At 72.5% G+C, this 19567-nt stretch carries 16 protein-coding genes and 2 pseudogenes; 8 read left to right on the top strand and 10 right to left on the bottom strand.

Features of this window, described 5'->3' with window-relative positions; translation table 11 throughout:
• The 5 genes and pseudogenes from AB0K34_RS40795 to AB0K34_RS40775 all read right to left on the bottom strand — a co-directional run.
• Positions 1-356, bottom strand: a pseudogene (locus AB0K34_RS40795) (histidine kinase); the annotation flags it as partial.
• 183 nt (positions 357-539) lie between these two features.
• Entirely contained in the window at positions 540-1400 is an 861-nt protein-coding gene (locus AB0K34_RS40790; protein ID WP_138636411.1) for a universal stress protein, read from the bottom strand.
• Positions 1401-1430: 30 nt separating this feature from the next.
• Positions 1431-2264, bottom strand: coding sequence for a universal stress protein (locus AB0K34_RS40785; protein ID WP_171068988.1), 834 nt, complete (start codon positions 2262-2264; stop codon positions 1431-1433).
• A gap of 99 nt (positions 2265-2363) precedes the next feature.
• A complete protein-coding gene (locus AB0K34_RS40780; protein WP_138636409.1) occupies positions 2364-3404 on the bottom strand; it encodes a zinc-dependent alcohol dehydrogenase family protein in 1041 nt (346 codons plus the stop codon).
• 90 nt (positions 3405-3494) lie between these two features.
• The gene (locus AB0K34_RS40775; protein ID WP_364554047.1) at positions 3495-4166 is read right to left on the bottom strand and encodes a DUF4389 domain-containing protein; all 672 of its coding nucleotides are present in this window, start codon (positions 4164-4166) and stop codon (positions 3495-3497) included.
• A gap of 305 nt (positions 4167-4471) precedes the next feature.
• Here AB0K34_RS40775 and AB0K34_RS40770 point away from each other — a divergent pair, with 305 nt between their 5' ends.
• The 3 genes from AB0K34_RS40770 to AB0K34_RS40760 all read left to right on the top strand — a co-directional run bounded on the left by AB0K34_RS40770 (position 4472) and on the right by AB0K34_RS40760 (position 7958).
• The gene (locus AB0K34_RS40770; protein ID WP_138636408.1) at positions 4472-5836 is read left to right on the top strand and encodes a potassium transporter TrkG; all 1365 of its coding nucleotides are present in this window, start codon (positions 4472-4474) and stop codon (positions 5834-5836) included.
• The gene (locus AB0K34_RS40765; protein ID WP_171068987.1) at positions 5829-6491 is read left to right on the top strand and encodes a TrkA family potassium uptake protein; all 663 of its coding nucleotides are present in this window, start codon (positions 5829-5831) and stop codon (positions 6489-6491) included. Before AB0K34_RS40770 ends, AB0K34_RS40765 begins: the two co-directional genes overlap by 8 nt.
• 180 nt (positions 6492-6671) lie before the next feature.
• A complete protein-coding gene (locus AB0K34_RS40760; protein ID WP_364554044.1) occupies positions 6672-7958 on the top strand; it encodes a cation:proton antiporter in 1287 nt (428 codons plus the stop codon).
• Positions 7959-7986: 28 nt separating this feature from the next.
• On the opposite strand, the gene AB0K34_RS40755 is transcribed toward AB0K34_RS40760, so the two are convergent.
• Positions 7987-9381 (bottom strand): sodium:alanine symporter family protein, encoded by a 1395-nt coding sequence (locus AB0K34_RS40755; RefSeq protein WP_301177614.1) that lies wholly within the window; start codon positions 9379-9381, stop codon positions 7987-7989.
• A 74-nt stretch (positions 9382-9455) separates the two neighbouring features.
• Positions 9456-10370, bottom strand: coding sequence for an alpha/beta hydrolase (locus tag AB0K34_RS40750; protein WP_364554042.1), 915 nt, complete (start codon positions 10368-10370; stop codon positions 9456-9458).
• Positions 10371-10611: 241 nt separating this feature from the next.
• Here AB0K34_RS40750 and AB0K34_RS40745 point away from each other — a divergent pair, with 241 nt between their 5' ends.
• A complete protein-coding gene (locus tag AB0K34_RS40745) occupies positions 10612-11052 on the top strand; it encodes a CBS domain-containing protein (RefSeq protein ID WP_364554041.1) in 441 nt (146 codons plus the stop codon).
• 35 nt (positions 11053-11087) lie between these two features.
• Here AB0K34_RS40745 and AB0K34_RS40740 read toward each other — a convergent pair whose 3' ends face one another.
• From AB0K34_RS40740 to AB0K34_RS40730, 3 genes are all read right to left on the bottom strand, one after another.
• A complete protein-coding gene (locus tag AB0K34_RS40740) occupies positions 11088-12740 on the bottom strand; it encodes a hypothetical protein (RefSeq protein WP_364554039.1) in 1653 nt (550 codons plus the stop codon).
• A complete protein-coding gene (locus AB0K34_RS40735; protein WP_364554037.1) occupies positions 12737-13663 on the bottom strand; it encodes an ABC transporter ATP-binding protein in 927 nt (308 codons plus the stop codon). Before AB0K34_RS40735 ends, AB0K34_RS40740 begins: the two co-directional genes overlap by 4 nt.
• Before the next feature lie 89 nt (positions 13664-13752).
• On the bottom strand, positions 13753-14430 hold the full coding sequence (locus tag AB0K34_RS40730; protein WP_240807546.1) for a TetR family transcriptional regulator: 678 nt from the start codon (positions 14428-14430) through the stop codon (positions 13753-13755).
• 393 nt (positions 14431-14823) lie between these two features.
• Between AB0K34_RS40730 and AB0K34_RS40725 the strand changes: the two genes are divergently transcribed.
• The 4 genes and pseudogenes from AB0K34_RS40725 to AB0K34_RS40710 all read left to right on the top strand — a co-directional run.
• The gene (locus AB0K34_RS40725; RefSeq protein ID WP_364554035.1) at positions 14824-16236 is read left to right on the top strand and encodes a cytochrome ubiquinol oxidase subunit I; all 1413 of its coding nucleotides are present in this window, start codon (positions 14824-14826) and stop codon (positions 16234-16236) included.
• A gap of 25 nt (positions 16237-16261) precedes the next feature.
• Positions 16262-17380: a cytochrome d ubiquinol oxidase subunit II gene (gene cydB / locus AB0K34_RS40720; protein WP_364554034.1), complete on the top strand. Its 1119-nt coding sequence runs from the start codon at positions 16262-16264 to the stop codon at positions 17378-17380.
• Positions 17381-17387: 7 nt separating this feature from the next.
• A complete protein-coding gene (gene cydD / locus AB0K34_RS40715) occupies positions 17388-19001 on the top strand; it encodes a thiol reductant ABC exporter subunit CydD (RefSeq protein WP_364554032.1) in 1614 nt (537 codons plus the stop codon).
• Positions 18998-19567: pseudogene (locus tag AB0K34_RS40710) on the top strand (thiol reductant ABC exporter subunit CydC); the annotation flags it as partial. The gene cydD and the pseudogene AB0K34_RS40710, both read left to right, overlap by 4 nt.

Here is a 19567-nt window from a genome sequence, read left to right as displayed (position 1 = left end):
AGCAGCCCGAGGATGCCGTGCCCCTGCGGCCAGTGCCCGATCGCCTCGATCTCGTCCTCGCCCACCCCCACGGTGATGAACTGGACGAGCCGCTCGCCCTCCTCGGCGATGACGCCGAGGGCGCCGTACCGCGCGTCCACCAGGGTCGTCGCCGCCTCGGTGATCCGCCGCAGCACCGACTCCAAGTCCAACTCGCTACCGATCGAGACCACGGCCTCCAGCAGCGCGTGCACACGATCACGAGTCGCCCGCGCGGCCTCCAACCGCGTCTGCAACTCCGTCAACAGGTCGTCAAGCTGCAACTGCGGAAGCACGAGCTTGGCCCGATCGTCACCGGCCCGGAGTGGGTCGACCATATGTCCAGTATTCCGGGCGGAAGCGGTGATGTCAGCTCTGGAACCCTGGCACCGGAGGCCCGATCATGTCTCCTCGATCACTTCTTCAACCGGTCGGCGCACCGTTCCCGCGGCCAACCCCAGCAGCAGGTCGGCGCGCCCGGCCGCCTCGGCCAGGCGCGGGCGACCGTCCACGCGGCGGTTTCAGGCTCCGTTGGTGTGGGGGACGACCGCGACCGGGCAGTGCGCGTGGTGGATGAGCGCGTGCGTCACGGCGTGGCTGCGCGGCGCCGTCAGTCCCGTGCGCGGACGCGTGCCCGCGATCACGAGAGCGACGTCCCGGGACGCGGTGACGAGGGCGGCGGCGGGATTGTCCTGGACGATGTCCTCGACCACGTCCACGTCGGGGAAGCGTTCGCGCATCGGCGCGTGCGCCTCGATGACGCGCCATCGGGCCCGCTCCTCGATGCGCCGCAGGTCGCTCCCGGCCCCCGGCTCGTCCAGTGCCTCCGGGAACGGCCAGGCGTGCACGACGCGCAGCCTCGCGTTCCGTGTCGCGGCGGCCCGGAACGCGTACTCCAGGGTCGCGGAATCGTCCCCCAGACCGACGCCTACGGCGATCTCGGCCCGCTCGGCCTCCGGCTCGCCGCGGACCAGCACCACCGGGGAGGCGGTGTTCCGGACGACTCCGAGCCCGACCGACCCCAGCAGGAGCCCGGTGAAGCCGCCGAGGCCGCGGTGCCCCACCACCAGCTCGAACGACTCCCTGGACCATTCGGCCAGCACCTGCACGGTGCGTCCGGACGCCAGCTCGGCGCTCACCGGCACCTCGGGGCGGCGGGCGTGCGCGACGCGCTCGGCGTCGGCGAGCACCTCACCGCCGGCGCGCGACAGCGAACCGATCTCTCCGGGCGCGGCGGTCAGCGGGATGTCGAAAGGCCATTTCTCGATGGCGTGCACGATTCTCAGGTCACGCCCGTAGCGGGCCGCCTCATCGGCCGCCCATGCGACAGCGCGCTCGGACGGCACCGAGCCGTCAGCGCCGACGACGATCGGATCGGACATGGTCAGCTCCTCACATGGCCTGCGACGACCTCAGTCGCTGTCGGGCACGACGACGACAGGGCATCGTGTGTGGTGCAGCACTGTGTGGTTGACCCGGCCCAGCACCATTCCGGCCAAAGGGGCGCGCCTACGCCGCGCCCCCACCACGACCAGTGCCGCGTTCTCGGACGCCTCGACCAGCGCCCGGGCGGGAGTGCGTTCGGAGACGAGCTGGTCGATCGCGACGTCCGGATACCGCTCGCGATAACCGGCTAGGGACTCCGACAGCTCCAGGTCTTCGATCACCCGGCGGCGCGGCGAGAACTCGCCGCCCACCGCGTGCAGGGCGAGGATCCGCGAACCGCGCGAGGCGGCCTCCTTGAACGCCCATCCGACGGAGGTCCGTTCGTCGTCCAACCCCTCGATCCCGATCACGATCTCCGCCGGAGCGCCGGACGGGTAGGGGGCCGCACGCGGCACCACCAGAACCGGGCAGCGGGCATGCGCGGCGACGTACAAGCCGACAGACCCGAACAGCAGGCCCTCGAACCCGCCCTGGCCACGCGAACCCACCGCCACCAGGTCCGCGTGCTCGCTCTCCTCCACCAGCGCCCGGGCCGGGTCGGCCGGAACCAGACGCGTCTCCACGTTGATCTCCGGGCGGAGCTTCAGCGCGTACTGGCGGGCCTCACCGAGCAGATCCTCACGCTCGGCGATCAGGCGGCGCAGCGCGTCCGGCGGGATCGTCCCCTCGTCCAGCAGAGCACGCGAGCCGTGCACCAAGAGGAGCGGTCGTCGATGGCGGTCGGCATAGTCCGCCGCCCAGTCCAGCGCCCGCCACGCATGCGCGGATCCATCGATTCCCACGACGATCGGAGACGACATCGGCCATCCCTCCTGAGTCATCGTTCACATTCATTTCCGACGCCACGGCGAAGGCGGGGACCTGCGGCCACCGCCGGGACCGCAGGTTCCCTTGCCGGTTCACCGGGTCAGGACGACCTTGAGCGCGCCGGTCTCGGCGGCGTCGGCGAAGACGTCGTAGGCCTTGGGGAACTCGTCCAGGGTGAAGTGGTGGGTGACGAAGCGCGCGGCGTCGATCTGGCGTCCGGCGAGCAGGCGGAGCAGGGTCGGGGTCGAGGAGGTGTCGACCAGGCCCGTGGTGATGGTGATGTCCCGGATCCACTGCTCCTCCAGGTGCAGCGCGGCCGGGGCGCCGTGCACGCCGATGTTGGCGATGTGCCCGCCCGGCCGGGCGAGGGCCACCGTCAGCTCGAAGGCGTCGGGGACGCCGACCGCCTCGATCGCCACGTCCGCGCCGAGTCCGCCGGTGAGGTCCCGGACGGCCGCGAGCGGATCCTGCCGCGAGTTGTTGACGGTGATGTCGGCGCCGAACCGCTCGGCCGCCTCCAGGCGGCTGTCGGCCAGGTCGATCGCGATGACGCGGCTCGGGCTGAACAGCCGCGCCCCCATGATCGCCGATAGCCCGATCGGGCCCGCGCCCACGACGGCGACGGTGTCGCCGGGACGGACGGCGCCGTTGAGCACGCCGACCTCGTAGCCCGTCGGCAGGATGTCGGCCAGCATGAGCACGTCCTGCGCCGGCACCCCGTCGGGCACCGGGTGCACGGACGTGTCGGCGAACGGCACCCGGACGTACTCGGCCTGCGTCCCGTCGATCATGTGGCCGAGGATCCATCCGCCGCCGCCCAGGCACTGCCCGTACCGGCCCTCGCGGCAGAACCGGCAGGTCCCGCACGCGGTGATGCACGACACCAGCACCTGGTCGCCGGGCTTGACCGTCCGCACGGCCGGGCCGACCGCCTCGATCGTGCCGACCGCCTCGTGGCCGAGGATCCGCCCGTCGGTCACCGCCGGGACGTCTCCCTTGAGGATGTGCAGGTCCGTCCCGCAGATCGTCACCGCGTCGACCCGGACGATCGCGTCGCCGTCCTCGACGATCTGCGGCTCCGGCACCTCTTCCCACGCCTTGTTCCCGGGGCCGTGGTACACCATCGCCTTCATGACGTGCCTCCTTCATCGGTTCGGCTGAAGTTTCGAAGTCGGGTTCGGTGGAGCGACGTCGGTGCTGCCCGCCGTCCTCGCGCGCGGGCGCTAACGTCCCCGCCCGGCCGCCCCGGTGCTCGCCGGCTCGGAGCCCGGCTCCGCACCGCCCATGTCGAGCCGGAACGGCGGATACCGGTCGGTCATCAGGAAGGCGTAGCCGGCCACGCGCAGCGTCCAGCGGTTCATGCCCATGACCAGATCGAAGATGCCGCGCAGGTAACGCGTGGTGAACAGCAGGGCGACGGCGGCGATGAGGACCAGCAGCCCGACCAGGCCGACGGTGTTCCATCCCGCGTCGTCGCCGCCGATGGCGCCACCGGTGAACAGGGCGACCACCAGGTAGTGCGGGATCGCCAGCAACCACCACTTCACCAGGACGAGTCCTCGTGACAACTGCTCCGGGTAGTCGATGTCCAGCCGGGTGGGATACTCGGGAACGTCCTTCAGCGTGAAGGGCGGGTACCGGTCCGTGGCGAGCGCGCCATAGCCGTAGAAGGCCACCCGCCACGCCCAGCGCAGCACCCCGAGGTTGAACTCGAAGATCGACCGCGGATAGCGGCCCGTGAACAGGATCGCGAAGAACGCGACCACCGTGAGCACCGCGAACGCGATTCCGAGGAAGAACAGCACGATGTAGTGCGGAATCAGCAGCAGCCATTTCAGCAGCCACAGCCACCGCGACAGCGGCTCGTCCAGCCGGCCGTCCACCCTGACCGGCATCTGTTGACCGTGCACGTCGGCCTCCTTCGGTCAGGCACCCCGGCCGCCCGATGACGGCCGGACACCACCTACTCCCACCGTCACCCCCACGGCCGCCCGGCTGTAGGGATAAATGTCCATGCCCCTGAGGGACTAAGGTCACTCGGCCCTCTGAGGGGCGCTGGTCCCCGAGCCGGTCAGCTTTTCCCGGCGGCGCGAGAGTGGCGGTGGAGCCATCGGTTGCCGGGTTCGGCGTGGGGTGTGGTGGTATGTGGTCGGTGCGGAAGTGATCTGGTTGGGGAGCCGCCCTGTCTGGTTGGAATCGTGTGTCGCCGGTCCGGAGACCGCGCGGGTCGCTGGTGCTGGAGCGGTTCCAGCATCCGGCGCAGGTGGTGGTCAGCGGGTTCGCCGTCGTGATCGCCGCCGGGACGCTCCTGCTGTCGTTGCCGCAGGCGACCGAGAGCGGGGACGCGGCGCACTGGCGGGACGCGTTGTTCACCGCGACGTCGGCGGTGTGCGTCACCGGGTTGATCACCGTGGACACCGGGTCGTACTGGTCGTCGTTCGGTGAGGTCGTGATCCTGGGATTGATCCAGGTGGGCGGGCTGGGGTTGATGACGCTGGCCACCCTGTTCGCGATCCTGCTGTCGCGGCGGCTGGGGCTGCGGGCGAGGATGGCGGCCCAACTCGAGACCAAGACCATGCGGATGACCGACGTGCGGCGCGTCGTCCGGCAGGTGGTGGTGTTCAGCCTGGTCTCGGAGGCGCTGATCGCGGCGGTGCTGACCGCCCGGCTGGTCCTCGGCTACGGCGAACCGGTCGGCCGTGCCCTCTACCTGGGGGTCTTCCATGCGGTGTCGGCGTTCAACAACGCCGGGTTCGCGCTGTGGCCCGACAACCTCGTCCGCTTCGCGGCGGACCCGTGGATCACGCTGGCGATCTGCGCGGCCGTCATCGTCGGCGGGCTCGGCTTCCCCGTGGTGTTCGACCTGGCGCGCAACTGGCGGCGCCCTCGCGTCTGGACGGTCCTCACGCGCGTCACCCTGGGCATGACGGCGGTGCTCCTGGCCGGCGGCATGCTCATCCTGACGGCCGCCGAGTGGGACAACCCGGAGACGCTGGGCGGTCTGCCCACGCCGGCCCGCTGGCTGGCGGGCTTCGCGTCGGCGGTCATGCCGCGCACGGCCGGGTTCAACACCGTGGACATCGCCCAGATGCGGCCGGAGAGCTGGGTGGCCACCGACGTGCTGATGTTCATCGGCGGCGGCAGCGCCGGCACCGCAGGCGGCATCAAGGTCACCACCTTCGGGCTGCTGGCGTTCGTGCTGTGGGCGGAGATGCGCGGGGAACCGCGGGTGAACGTCGGCCACCGCCGGCTCCCGGACGGCACCCAGCGGCAGGCGATGGCGATCGTCCTGCTGAGCCTCGGCCTGGTCGCCAGTGTGACCTTCGCCCTGCTCACGCTGACCTCGTACTCGCTGGACCAGGTGCTGTTCGAGGTCACCTCGGCGTTCGGCACGGTCGGCCTGTCCACGGGCATCACCGCCGACATCCCGGCCGGCGGGCAACTGCTGCTGATCGGCCTGATGTTCATCGGCCGCATCGGCCCGCTGACGTTCGCCACCGCGCTCGCACTGCGCGAGCGCGCGCAACGCTACGAGCTACCGGAGGAGCGACCCATCGTTGGCTGACCACAGGAACGACCCCGTCGTGGTGATCGGGCTGGGGCGGTTCGGCACCGCGCTGGCCCTGGAACTGGCCAGGCGCGGCAGCGAGGTGCTGGCCATCGACCACCGTCCCAAGATCGTCCAAGCCCTGGCGGGACAGCTGACCCATGTCGTCACCGCGGACGCCACGGACCTGCAGGCGCTGCGTGAACTCGGCGTGGCGGAGTTCCACCGCGCGGTGGTGGCCATCGGCGGCGACCTTGAGGCCAGCATCCTGACCACGTCGCTGCTGACCGAACTGGAGGTCGACGACATCTGGGCCAAGGCCGTCACCCATCAGCACAAGCGCATCCTGGAGCGGATCGGCGCCCACCACATCGTCCTGCCCGAGAGCGACATGGGAGAGCGGGTCGCCCACCTGGTCAGCGGCCGCATGCTCGACTACATCGAGGTGGACGAGAACTTCGCGCTGGTCAAGACGCATCCGCCGCGCGACATCGTCGGCGTCCCGCTGGGAGACACCCGCCTGCGCTCCCGGCACGGTGTGACGGTGGTGTCCGTGAAGTCGGTCGGTGAGCAGTTCACCTACGCGACCGCCGACACCGTCCTGCAGTACGGCGATGTGATCCTGGTCGCCGGGACGATCGCCGAGGCCGAACGCTTCGCCGAGCGCCGGTGACGAGGCCGATCGCTGGGGACCGGCGTCGGTGCGACCGGGTTCGCCGCGGCACGCGACGACGGGCCCGCGGGATGCGACGGGAAACGAGCGTGGAAAGCGCCTCCGAATCCCGTTAGTGTCGTGGCCTGGTGAGCCGGGAAGTCTGGTCGGCGCTACTGTCGCCGACCCCGGAAGACCCCCATGACGAACCTGCTGCTCGCCTTCGCCGCCATGTTGCTGCTCGCGGTGCTGGTGTCGAACCTGGCGCACCGGACCGTGCTGTCGACGGCGGCGCTGTTCCTGGTCGGCGGGTTCCTGCTCGGCGACGGCGTCACCGGCCTGGTCTCCCTGCGGCCCGGGGACGAGATCGTGTCGCGGCTGGCGGAGCTGGCCCTGTTCGCCGTGCTGTTCACCGACGGCATGCACGCCGGCTGGCACGACCTGCGCAGCGCCTGGCGGCTCCCCGGACGCGCCCTGGGCTGGGGCCTCCCGCTGACCCTGGGGATCACGGCGCTCTTCGCGCACTACCTCGTCGGGCTGGGCTGGGTGGAGGCGCTGCTGATCGCCGCCGTCCTCACCCCGACCGACCCGGTGTTCGCGGCCGCGCTCGTCGGCAACGAGAAGGTGCCGCCGCGGCTGCGCCACCTGCTGAACGTGGAGTCGGGCGTCAACGACGGGCTCATCCTGCCGTTCGTGGTGGTCTTCCTGGCGATCGCGCAGGGCGAGGAGGACCTGCACTTCGGCGAACTGGCGGGCGAACTGGCCGGCGGGCTCGCCATCGGCGTGGCGATCCCGTGGGCCGCGATCATGCTGGTGCGGACCCGGTGGTTCGCGATCGCGCCCAAGTACGAGCCGCTGAACGCCGTCGCGATCGGCCTGCTGGTGCTGGCGACGGCGCAGGCCACGCACGGCAACCTGTTCCTGGCCGCGTTCGCCGCCGGCGTCACCGTCGCCACCGTCGGGCACGAGCACCGGGAGGCGTTCGAGCAGTTCGGCGAACTGGTCGCCGAACTGCTCAAGCTCGCCGCGCTGCTGGTCTTCGGCGCGCTGCTGTCCCCGGCGTTCCTCGGCGACGTCGGCTGGGCGGGCTGGGCCTTCGCCGTCCTCGCGCTGGTGGTCGCGCGCCCGGTCGCGATCTGGGTGTCGTTCCTGCGCTCCCGGCTGACGATGCGGGAGCAGGCCGCGGTGATGTGGTTCGGCCCCAAGGGCTTCGCCTCGGTCGTCTACGGCCTGCTCGTACTGGAGTCGGGGATCGCCGCCGGCGACCACATCTTCCACCTCGTCGGCGCCACCATCGCGCTGTCGATCCTCGCGCACTCCTCCACCGACATCATCGTCGCGCGCAGCTTCGACGACGAACGCGAGGTGCCGGCCTGGCACGGTAGAGCGCGAGCACGCCTGCAGAAGACCCGCCGCCCCGGCTCGGGACCGGACGCGGCCGACCCGCCGGCGGACTCCGGCGGCGCCGACCGCGAACGTCCGGAATGAGCAGGCGCCGCATGCGGTGGCATCGGCGTCAGGACTTGGCCTCGGTCGTGGACCTCTCCTCCGTCGACCGGTCCTGGAAGTAGGCGCGGGTCTCCCGCCAGACCAGCGGCCCCAGGATCACCAGGCCGATCAGGTTGGGCAGCGCCATCAGTCCGTTCATCACGTCCGAGAAGGTCCACACGGCGGTGAGGGTCGAGACCGAGCCGACGTAGATGGCCACGATGAAGATGACCCGGTAGGGCAGGACGGCTCGCCTGCCGAACAGGTACTCCATGCAGCGCTCGCCGTAGTAGGACCAGCCGAGCAGGGTGGAGAAGGCGAAGAAGAGCACGCCCACGGTGACGATGACGCTGCCCCAGTCGCCGGGCAGGCCGTCGTCGAAGGCGCGGGCGGTGAAGGTGGCCGCCTCGTCCTTGCCGCCGGTCTTCCAGGCGTCGGTCACCAGGATCGTCAGCGCGGTGAAGCTGACCACGACCAGGGTGTCGATGAAGGTCTGGGTCATCGACACCAGCGCCTGCCGGACCGGGTGCGTGGTCTTGGCCGCGGCGGCGGCGATGCCGCCGGTGCCGAGCCCGGACTCGTTGGAGAAGATGCCCCGCGCGACGCCGTAACGGACGGCGGCCGCCACCCCGGCGCCCACGAAGCCGCCGGTGGCCGAGGTCCCGGAGAACGCGTCGCTGAAGATGAGCCCGATCGCGCCGGGCAGTTCCTCGATCTCGTAGGCCAGGACCGCGGCGGCGCCCACGATGTAGAACACGATCATCACCGGGACGAAGGCACTGGTGATCCGGCCGATGCTCTTGATGCCGCCCAGGATGACGGCGGCGGCCAGCAGGGTCACGATCACGCCGGTCGCCCAGGGCGCCAGGCCCCACTCGTCCTCGACGTTCTCGGCGACGGTGTTGGCCTGCACCATGTTCCCGATGCCGAACGCCGCGATGGCGCCGGCGATCGCGAAGAACCCGCCCAGGAACCAGCCGAGGCGCCCCTTGACGCCCTCCCGGAGGTAGTGCATGGGTCCGCCGCTCTGTTCACCGGCGGCGTCGGTGCGGCGGAACCGCACGCCGAGGTAGGCCTCGCTGTACTTGGTGGCCATGCCGACCAGGCCGGTGCACCACATCCAGAACACCGCGCCCGGCCCGCCCAGCGCGATCGCGGTCGCCACACCCGCGATGTTGCCGACGCCCACCGTGGCGGCCAGCGCCGTCGTCAACGCCTGGTAGTGCGCGATGTCGCCGGGGACGTCGTCGTCTTCCTTGCGTTTGAAGAACGCCAGCCAGAAGGCCAGCCGGAAATGCCGGAACTGCAGGCCGCGGAGCAGGATCGTCAGGTAGAGGCCGGTCAGCAGGAGCAGCGGGATCAGCAGCCACGGTCCCCAGACGAAAGTGCTGACATCGGACAGGAAGGTCTCAAGCGACTTCATGGAACCACCGGGGGGCGAGGGGCTCGGGAACTTCCCTGGACCGTAACCCGGCATTTCGGCCTTGTGAAGATCCTTTATGGGTCTTCCGTCGGGCGCGGTGCCCCGGACGGGCCGGTCCCGGATCGCAGGAAGTCGGTGATGGCGGCGGCGATGGCCGGGTAGTCGCCGCCGAGCCAGATCATGTGGCTGGGGGCGGTGCTGGTCACCAGGCGGGCGTGCGGGATCGCCTCGGCGAGCGACCGCGCGTGGGCGTAGGAGACCGACCCGTCGTCGCGGCTGCCGATCACCAGGGTGGGGCGGTCGACCCGGGCGGCCACGGCGGCGAGCCGGCGGGCGGCGCCTGCGGCGGACGTGGCGCGCACGTCCGCGGTGAAGCCGGCGCCGGAGCGCATCCGGCCGAAGAGGTCCAGCAGCGCCCCGCGTTGCACGTCGGTGAGGGAGGCGAGCACTTCGGCGACCGGGCGGGCGGTCAGGTTCGGAAGCAGCAGCCGCAGCGCCGTTCCCGGGGCGCGGTGCGTCAACGCTCGTATCAGCCGCCAGGTCACCGCTTCGGTTCGCGGGTGGAAGACGACGGCGGCGCCCGTCCGGGTGCGCCGGTCGGGCCAGGGCACCACTCCCACGGCGCTTTGCAGGATCAGCCTTTCGACCAGGTCGGGATGGCGGGCCGTCAGCGCGACCGCGGTCGGTCCTCCCGCCGACTGGCCCACCACGGCGGCGAGAGGTCCGAGCCCGAGCTCGGCGCACAGTGCGGCGACCACGTCGGCGAAACCGTCCGGTGACGCGGCGGTGGACGGCGGCGTCCGGCCGTAGCCGGGACGCGAGACCGCCAGGATCGTGTACCCCGCGTCGGCGAACACCTCCTCGCCGAGCGGCAGCCCGGCCCGCATGTGCCCTCCGTGCACCATGAGCACCACGCCCGGGCCGCGCCGCTCCAGCCGGTACTCCACCTGACCGTCGGCCAGAGTCATCACCTGCGTCGCCCGTTCCACCGGCGTCCCTTCCGAACTGCAGCGCCCTGGCCCGGCGGCCGGACCGGCGATTCGAGCAGCACCATAGCCCCGGTCCGCCGGGCGCAGTGGACGGGCCGTGCACCATGGGCGAGCATCCGTCATGGGCAGGTTGGCAGTCCGGAGCGGCGCGCCTACAGTGGCGGCTGGAGTGCCGGGAAGCCGGGTCGGCCTCCGGGGTCGTCCGACCTCGGAGAAGCGTGCAGCGGAGGTTCCGGTGCTGGTGCGTGAGCTTGCTGACGAGGTCCCCGTCGTCGGGCTGGATGACCGGGTCTTGGACGCGGTACGGGCGATGTGGCGTCGGAAGGTGCCGGGTCTGGTCGTGGTGGACGGCCGGGAGCGTCTGGTGGCGGTGCTCTCGGTGACCGAGGTGCTTCGGCTGGTGGTCCCGCCGTACGTGGGCGAGCGGGCGGCACTGGCGCGCGTCATCGACGAGGAGCACGCCGACGAGTTCCTGACCGAGTGCGCCGACCGGCCGGTGCGGGACTGCCTCCCCCGCGGCCGCCGTAAGTCGGCGGTGGTGGGCCCGGACGCCACGGTGCTGGAGGCTGCGGCGTCGATGACCAGCACGGGGTGCCCGATCGTGGCCGTCGTCGCCGACGACGGCGGTGTGCTGGGGGCGGTGAGCTGGGGTGCGCTGCTCGACAGGCTGCTGGCCGCGTGACACCCGCCCGCCCCGCCGGGCGGGCGGGTGCGCCGTCATGCCGTGGTCGTGAGGTCTCGGCGGCGGAACGCCCACAGCGCGAGTGCGGTGAGGGCCGCGGCCGCGAGGGTCAGGATCCCGGCCGCCGCGGCGCTCACGTCTTCGCGCGGGTACTCGCCGACATGCGCGAACGGCGAGAGGTCGACCGCGCCGCCGGGGATGTCGAGGACGGGGGCGAAGAACCCGGCGACGACGCCGTAGCCGAGGACGGCCCAGACGGCCGGCACCGCGCGGGGCAGCGCCCCGTACAGCAGGCCGGCGGCGGCGAGGAGCAGCCACACGGCCGGCGTGTGGGCGATATGCCCCAGGATCGTCTTCCACAGGAGCGCGGCGTCGCCCGTGCCGATGGCGGCGGCCGCGCCGGTGCCGAGGCCCGCGAGGAACAGCAGCCACGGGACGGCGAGCGCGGTGACGGCGAGGTTGCCGCCGAGCCAGCCGGTGCGGCCGACGGCGGTGGCGAGGACGGGTTCGGTGCGTCCGGCCGACTCCTCGCCCCGCACCGCCTGCACGGCCAGGATCGCGAACACGGCGACCGTGAACGCCATGGTCAGGCCCATGACGCCGAGGTAGCCGACGACCAGGTCCCCGCCGCCGCCCATGACGGCGATCAGGTCTTCCGGGGCGTCGTCCAGCCCGTCGGCCATCGGCTGGGCGAACGCGCCGTAGGCCGCGCCGGCGACCAGGAGCGCGACGCTCCAGCCGGTGATCGCGGCGCGCTGGAGGCGGAACGCCAAGGTCGGCGCGGTGCGGAGCCAGGCGGCGGCGCGGGGCGGGCCCGGTCGCGGCGGGACGAGCCCCGCGTCCAGGTCGCGGCGGCCGGCGAGGCGGTACCCGGCGGCGGCGGTCGCGGCGGCGCAGGCCAGTGAGAGGGCCAGCGGCCACCACCGGTCGAGCACGTAGGGCGCGGTCTGCTGGGACCAGCCGAGCGGGGACAGCCACGACAGCCAGGCGCCGCCGCCGTCCTGGACGGCCGCCATGTCGCCGATGCCCCGGACGACGAACGCGGCACCGAGGACCGCTCCGGTGAGTCCGGAGGCGCCGCGGGGGTAGGCGAAGACCTGCACGGCGGTCGCGGCGATGCCGCCGAACACGAGTCCGACGGCGCCGACGGACGCCCCGAACAGGGCCGACCCAGCGGCGGCGTACCCGGCGGCGAGCATGATCGCGGTGACCAGGACGGCGGCCGTGGCGCACATCAGCGCGGTGAGGATCAGCGCGGCGGTGAGCTGGGCGGACCGTCCGACGACGTTCGCGCGGACCAGTTCGGCGCGCCCCGAGCGCTCCTCGGCGCGGGTGTGCCGGGTGACGGTCAGCAGCGCCATCAGCGCCGCGCCGAGCATGATGTACAGCCCGTACTGGCCCGAGAGGAACCGTTCGAGGGTGATGGCGTCGTAGCCGTACCCGGGGCCGCCGAAGATCGCCCCGGCGGGGCTGGTGGAGAACGAGCTGACCGACTCCAGCTGCTCGGTCGTGGAGTAGACGGAGTTCAGTGCCGTGGTGAAGTAGCCCATCAGCAGGGCCAGGCCGAGCGTCCAGGCGGGGAACCGGACGCGGTCGCGGCGCAGCATGAACCGCAGCAGCACGCCGGTGCCCGCCAGCGCTCCCCCGGACGCGCTGCGGACGGGCGCGGGCAGGGTCGTCGCGGTCACGACGTCCTCCCCGCGGCCGCGCCGTTGCCGGTGCGGGCCAGCTCGTCGCCGTAATGGCGCAGCAGCAGCTGCTCCAGGGTCGGCGGGTGCGCGGTGAGGGCCTGGACGTCCAGCTCACCGAGGCGCCGGAGGGCGGCCGCCAGGTGATCGCCGTCGACGTCGAAGCGGAGCTGCCCGTTCTCGGTGCGCAGGTCGTGGACGCCGGGCAGCTCGGCGAGGGCGCGGGCGTCCCGGTCGGTGGTCGCGGTGACGGTGGTGCGGGTCAGGTGCCGCAGCTCGGTCAGCGTGCCGGTCTCCACGATGCGGCCGTTCCGGATGATGGAGACGCGGTCGGCGAGGGCCTCCACCTGCGCGAGGATGTGGCTGGACAGCAGGACCGTCCGCCCCGCCTCGCGGGCCTCGCGGATGCACTCCTGGAAGACGGCCTCCATCAGCGGGTCGAGTCCGGCGGTCGGCTCGTCGAGCAGCAGCAGGTCGACGTCGCCGGCCAGCGCGGCCACCAGTGCGACCTTCTGCCGGTTGCCCTTGGAGTAGGTGCGGCCCTTCTTGGTGGGGTCGAGGTCGAACCGCTCGCACAGCTCGTCGCGGCGGGCCGGGTCGGCGCCGCCGCGCAGCCGGGCGAACAGGTCGATCGCCTCGCCGCCGGTGAGGTTGGGCCACAGCTCCACGTCGCCGGGGACGTAGGCGAGGCGGCGGTGCAGCTCCACCGCGTCGGCCCAGGGGTCGCCGCCGAGGAGCCGGGCCCGTCCGGCGTCGGCGCGCAGCACGCCGAGCAGGATCCGGATCGTGGTGGACTTCCCGGCGCCGTTCGGCCCGAGGAACCCGTGGACGTGACCGGTCTCGACGGACAGGTCGAGGCCGTCCAGCGCCTTCACTTTTCCGAAGGATTTGCGCAGGTCGTCGATTTCGATGGCAGGGGTCATTGTTCAGCCCTCGCTGAAAAGCATGGAGAAGGGAATGCCGGGCACGGCCAGCAGCCCGCCTTGATAAGGCGGTGAAATGGTGTGGTGCGTCAGTCCTGCGAGCCGTCGCGGGGCGGGTCGGGGACGTACAGGAGGTACTCCTCCAGGAGCGACCGGTCGGTGTAGAGCCCCTCGGTGAACATCTCCAGCATGGGGGCCGTCACCTCCTCAACATAGGCGCGCAGCGCCTTGCCGAAGGACGCCGGTTCGGCGTGCTCGGGGTGCAGCGTGAGCCACATCAGCAGGGAGCCCATCGCCTGGTAGGCCATCACCCGTGCGCGCGCGGCCGGGTCGCGGCTCGGCCGGATCACCCCGGCCGCCACGCCCGCCTCCAGATAGTGCGTCGCGTCGCCGATCATGTCCTCGAACAGCTCGGCGGCCAGGTCACCGCCCTCGCGCAGCGAGCGCACCACGTACAGGGTGAGGGGGGCGAACCGCTCGACCTCGGCCAGCCGCGCGAGGAGCCGGGCGGCGCTGCCGTCGGTCGTCACCGCGCGCTTCTCGGCGGCGATCACCGCGCGGACGTGCTCGTCGCACGCGCGCCGCAGGCCCCGCTTGGAGCCGAAGTAGTGCAGGACCAGCCCCGGGGACACGGCCGCGTCCTCGGCGATGGACCGCAGCCCGGCGGTGAAGCCGTCCCTGGCGAACCGGTCGATCGCGGCGTCCCGGATGCGGGCGGCGGCGCCGAGGTCGGCGTCACCCTCCGAGGACGTGTCCCGCGTTCGCACGGAGACCACGCTAAACGCTCGTTCAATGATCAGGCAAGGTGCCCGCGGAAAACAGCTTTGAAGAAATACTGAAAAGCCTCCAGGCGTCCCCTGTAGCGCCTCTTCGCAAGCCCACCGCCGGGCGCCTGCCGTCACCGCGTCCAGTACGTGCGGGCACCCCGGTTCTGGAGCCACCCCCGAGACAGAAACAGACATTGAGGATATATCCCGGCGTACAGGCATGCCGCCCAGTGAGCTTCCACGCACGGCCACAACTTGATCAACGATTGACCGTGCGGGGTCTTTCGGGACGCGCGGCCGGGGAAATGTGACCAGTGCATCCCGGTGAAGGCGGATTCACCGCCCGCACGTGCTCGGCCGCCGGGATCTCCCACGATGAGGGAAGGGCGCACGGTGGAAACGACGGCGGTCCTCGACCGGTGGCAGTTCGCCGTGACCATCGTGTACCACTTCCTGTTCGTGCCGATCACGATCGGCCTGGCCTGGTTCGTCGCCGGGATGCAGACCGCGTGGCACCGCACCGGCAAGGAGCACTACCTGCGGATGACGCGGTTCTTCGGGAAGCTCTTCCTGATCAACTTCGCGCTGGGGGTCGTCACCGGGATCGTGCAGGAGTTCCAGTTCGGTATGAACTGGTCGGTCTACTCCCGGTTCGTGGGTGCGGTGTTCGGCGCGCCGCTGGCGATCGAGGGCCTGGTGGCGTTCTTCCTGGAGTCCACCTTCATCGGGCTGTGGATCTTCGGCTGGGACCGGCTGTCCCCGCGCCTGCACCTGGCGATGATCTGGCTCGTGGTGGCGGGCACGACGTCGTCCGCCTACTTCATCCTGGCGGCCAACAGCTGGATGCAGCGCCCCGTCGGCTTCGCGATGCGGGACGGCCGGGCCGAGATGACCTCGCTCGGCGCCGTCCTCCTCCAGCCGCTGCAGATCACCCACTTCCTGCACACGATCGCCGCCTCGCTCATCACCGCCGGGCTCCTGGTGATCGCCGCGTCCGCGTACCGGCTGCGCCGCGGACGGCGGGAGGGCGGGGACGACCCGGACGCGACGCTGTTCCGCGCCGCCGCGCGCGGCGCACTGCGGGTGACGGCGGGGGCGTCCGTCGTCGTGATCCTCGTGGGGCACTTCCAGGCGCAGATCCTGGTCAAGGACCAGCCGATGAAGATGGCCGCGGCGGAGGCGCTGTACGAGACGCAGGCGCCGGCGCCGCTCTCCCTGCTGGCGATCGGGCCCTGGGAGAAGCACCCGGACCGGACGGACGTCGACATCGTCCTGCCGCACGGCCTGTCGGTCCTGTCGACCAACGAGTGGAACGGCGAGATCCGCGGGATCAACGACATCCAGCGCGAGTACCGGGCGCGGTACGGCCCCGGCGACTACACCCCGATCATCGGCAGCGTCTACTGGTCCTGGCGCGTGATGATCACCATCGGGTTCCTCCTGCTGCTGTACAGCGTCCTGTGGCTGTGGATCATCCGCCGGCGCGGCTGGCGGCGGTCCCGCTGGTTCGCCCTGACGGCCTACGCGTTCCTCGGGCTGCCGTTCCTCGCCAACACGGCCGGGTGGCTGCTCACCGAGATGGGGCGCCAGCCGTGGATCGTCCAGGGGCTGCTGAGGACGCACGACGCGATCTCCCCCCGGGTCGGCAGCGGCCAGGTGATCGCGACGCTGGCCGGCTTCGCGGCCGTCTACGGGGTGCTCGCCGCGATCATGGGCTGGCTGATGGTCCGCGCGATCAGGACCGGCCCCGAGCCCGCCGCCCCCGGGGTGACCCGCGAGGACGCACTGCCGCCGATGCTCTACTGACCGGCCCGCTGGGAGGCGCACCACCATGGAGACCGCAGGGCACTTCGACCTCCAGACGCTGTGGTTCGTGCTGATCGCCGTGCTCTGGATGGGGTTCTTCCTGCTCGACGGCTTCGACTTCGGCGTCGGGATGCTCTACCCCTTCCTCGGCCGCGACGACCCGGAGCGGCACGCGCTGCTCGCCACGATCCTGCCCGTGTGGGACAGCTACGAGGTGTGGATCATCGTGGCCGGCGGCGCCACCTTCGCCGCGTTCCCCGGCTGGTACGCCGGCATGTTCTCCGGCTTCTACCTGATCTTCTTCGCGGTCCTGGTCGCGCTCATCGTGCGCGGGGTCGCCATCGAGTACCGCAACAAGCACGACGACCTGTCCTGGCGCCGCCGCTGGGACGTGGCGATGCCGATCGCCAGCGCCGCGATCCCCTTCCTGCTGGGCGTCGTGTTCGCCTCGATCACCCGGGGCGTGCCGATGGACGACCTCGGCGACGTCACCGCCGGCGAGGGCGCGCTCTTCAGCGGCTACTCCGTGCTCGCGGGCCTCGCGCTCGTCGCGGCGTTCGCGGTGCACGGCGCGCTGTTCCTCGCCGTCCGCACCGAGGACGGCCTGGACGCGCGGGCGCGCCGCTTCGCCCTGGCGCTGTGGCCGGCGGCCGCCGTCCTGCTGATCGCGTTCACGGTCTGGACGGCCGTGCAGGCGCACGCGTCGGCGCCGTACCCGGTGCCGATGCTCGTCCTGCTCGGCCTGAGCCTGGCGGCGGCCGCCGCGGCCGGCCCGCTCGCCTGGCTGAACCGCCCCATGGCCGCGTTCGCCGGCACGTCGGTCGCGACCGTGCTGCTGGTCGCCGCCCTGTTCGCCCGGCTGTACCCGCGGGTCATGGTGTCGTCCACGCCCGGCTCCCCCAGCCTGACGATCTACAGCACCGCGTCCAACCACTACTCGCTGGTCGCCATGACGATCATCGCCGCGCTGTTCGTACCGGTCGTGCTCGTCTACCAGGTGTGGGCGCTGTGGGTGTTCCGGGCGCGGCTCTCCCGGGGGGACTTCACCCGCCCGCCGACCCCGCTGCACATGATCACCCGGGAGCGGGGCGGGAAGCGGGGCGACGCGTCGTCGGGCGGCGCGTCCGCCGGGGGCGGGGAGTAGGCCGCGGATGCGCGCGACCGATTCCCGGCTGCCGCGCGACGTCCCCGGCGTCCGCCGGTTCCTCGCGGCGGCGGGCGTGCTCGCCGCCTGCTCGGCGGCGCTGACCATCGCGCAGGCCGTGCTGTTCGCGCACATCGTCGCCGCCGGGTTCCTCGGGCACCGCGGGGTGCGGGACGTCGCGCCGGCGCTCGTCTGCTTCGCGGCGGCGGGCGCGGCGCGCGCCGCGATCGGCTGGACGCGGGAGACCGGCGCCCGCACGGCCGCGTCCCGGATGGTCCGCGAGCTGCGCGGACGGGTGCTCGGCCGGGTGGTGCGGGCGCGTCCGGGGAGTGTGCCGTCCGGGGAGGCGGTGACCGTCACCACCGAGGGCGTGGAGGCGCTGGAGGGCTATGTCGCCCGGTTCCTGCCGCAGCTGGCGACCGCCGCGCTCGCGCCTCCCATGATCCTCGTCTGGGTCGCCTTCCAGGACGTCCTCTCGGCGGTGGTCATGGCGGTCACGCTGCCGCTGATCCCGCTCTTCGGGGCGCTGATCGGGCGCTCCACCAGCGCCCGGACCCGGGAGCGGTGGCGGGCCCTGGCCCTGATGAGCGGGCACTTCCTGGACGTGGTGAACGGGCTGACGACCCTGCGCGCCCACCGCCGGGGCGCCGCGCAGGCGGCCGCGATCGCCGCGACCACCGACCGCTACCGGCGGGACACGATGCGGGTCCTGCGGATCGCGTTCCTGTCGGCGCTCGTGCTGGAGCTCGCCGCCACCCTCGGCACCGCGCTGGTCGCGGTCGGCATCGGCCTGCGGCTGGCGAGCGGCGGCCTGGAACTGGAGGCGGGCCTGGCGGTCCTCGTCCTCGCACCGGAGCTCTACGGGCCGCTGCGCGCACTCGCGGCCGAGTTCCACGCCGCCGCCGACGGGCTCACCGCGTCGCGGCGGCTGTCGGCGCTGCTCGCGCTGCCGCCCGCCGTGCCCGTCCCCGCCCGCCCGCGCCCGGCCGGGTTCGGAGTCGTCCGGCTCGCGGACGTCACCGCCGGATACGACGGGCCGCCCGTCCTGGCGGGCCTGTCGGCGGAGATCCGCCCGGAGACGCGCACCGTCCTCATCGGGGACAGCGGCGCCGGCAAGAGCACCCTGCTGGCCCTGCTGATGCGCTTCGTCGAGCCGTCGTCGGGGCTCATCACCGTGGACGGGACGGACCTCGCCGCGTTCGACCCGGACGAGTGGCGGCGGCAGGTCGCCTGGCTGCCGCAGCGCCCGCGGCTGCGTCCCGGACCGGTCCTGGAGGCCATCACCCCGGCCGAGCCCGGCGGGCTGAGCCCCGTCGCCGCCGCCGAACTGGCCGGCGCGGGCGCGCTGGTGCACCGCACCGTCGGCGAGGCGGGCGCGGGCCTGTCGGCGGGAGAACTGCGCCGCCTGGCCCTGGCGCGGGCACTGGCCCGCTCCGCGCCGCTCCTGCTGCTGGACGAGCCCACCGCCCACCTCGACGCGGCCGCCGCCCGGCACGTGACCGACGCCGTCCTGTCCCTGCGCGGCCGCACGGTGGTGGTCGCCACGCACGACGCCCGGCTGGCGTCGGGCGCCGACCAGGTGATCGACGTGACCGGGGCGCGGGCGGTGATCCTCGCGTGAGCGGCCGCCCGCTGCCGGCGTTGCTCGTCGCCGCCCGTCCCGTCGCGCACCGGTTCGCCGCGTCCGCGGGCTGCGGCGCGCTCGCCCTCGGCTCCGCGGTCGCGCTGATGGGCATGTCCGGCTACCTGATCTCCCGTGCCGCGCTCCGCCCGGAGATCGTCACCCTCGCCCTGGCGATCACGGCGGTGCGCGCGCTCAGCCTGTCCCGGGCCGTGTTCCGCTACGCCGAGCGGCTGGTCTCCCACGACACGAGCCTGCGGCTGCTGCGGGAGCTGCGGATGCGGTGGTTCCGGCGGCTGGAACCGCTCGTCCCGGCGGGCCTGCCGGGGGCCCGCTCAGGCGACCTGCTCAGCGGGTTCGTCGCCGACGTCGACGCCGTCCAGCACCTGTACCTGCGCGGCCTCGTCCCGCCGCTCGTCGCGCTCGCCGTGGGGATCGGCTCCGTCGCCGCCGCCGCGTGGCTGCTGCCGGCTCGTTCGTCCCGCACGGGAACCTCGAAGTCGACCAGTGGCGCTACGGTTTCGGCGGTCCACTGCCCGGCTACCTGGGCCTTCCGGCCGGTCCGC

Origin of the sequence: Actinomadura sp. NPDC049382 (assembly GCF_040677125.1) — a bacterium.
GTDB classification, from domain to species: Bacteria; Actinomycetota; Actinomycetes; order Streptosporangiales; family Streptosporangiaceae; genus Spirillospora; species Spirillospora geliboluensis.
Note: the sequence above shows the minus strand (reverse complement) of the source record. Positions and strands in the feature narration are given on the sequence as shown.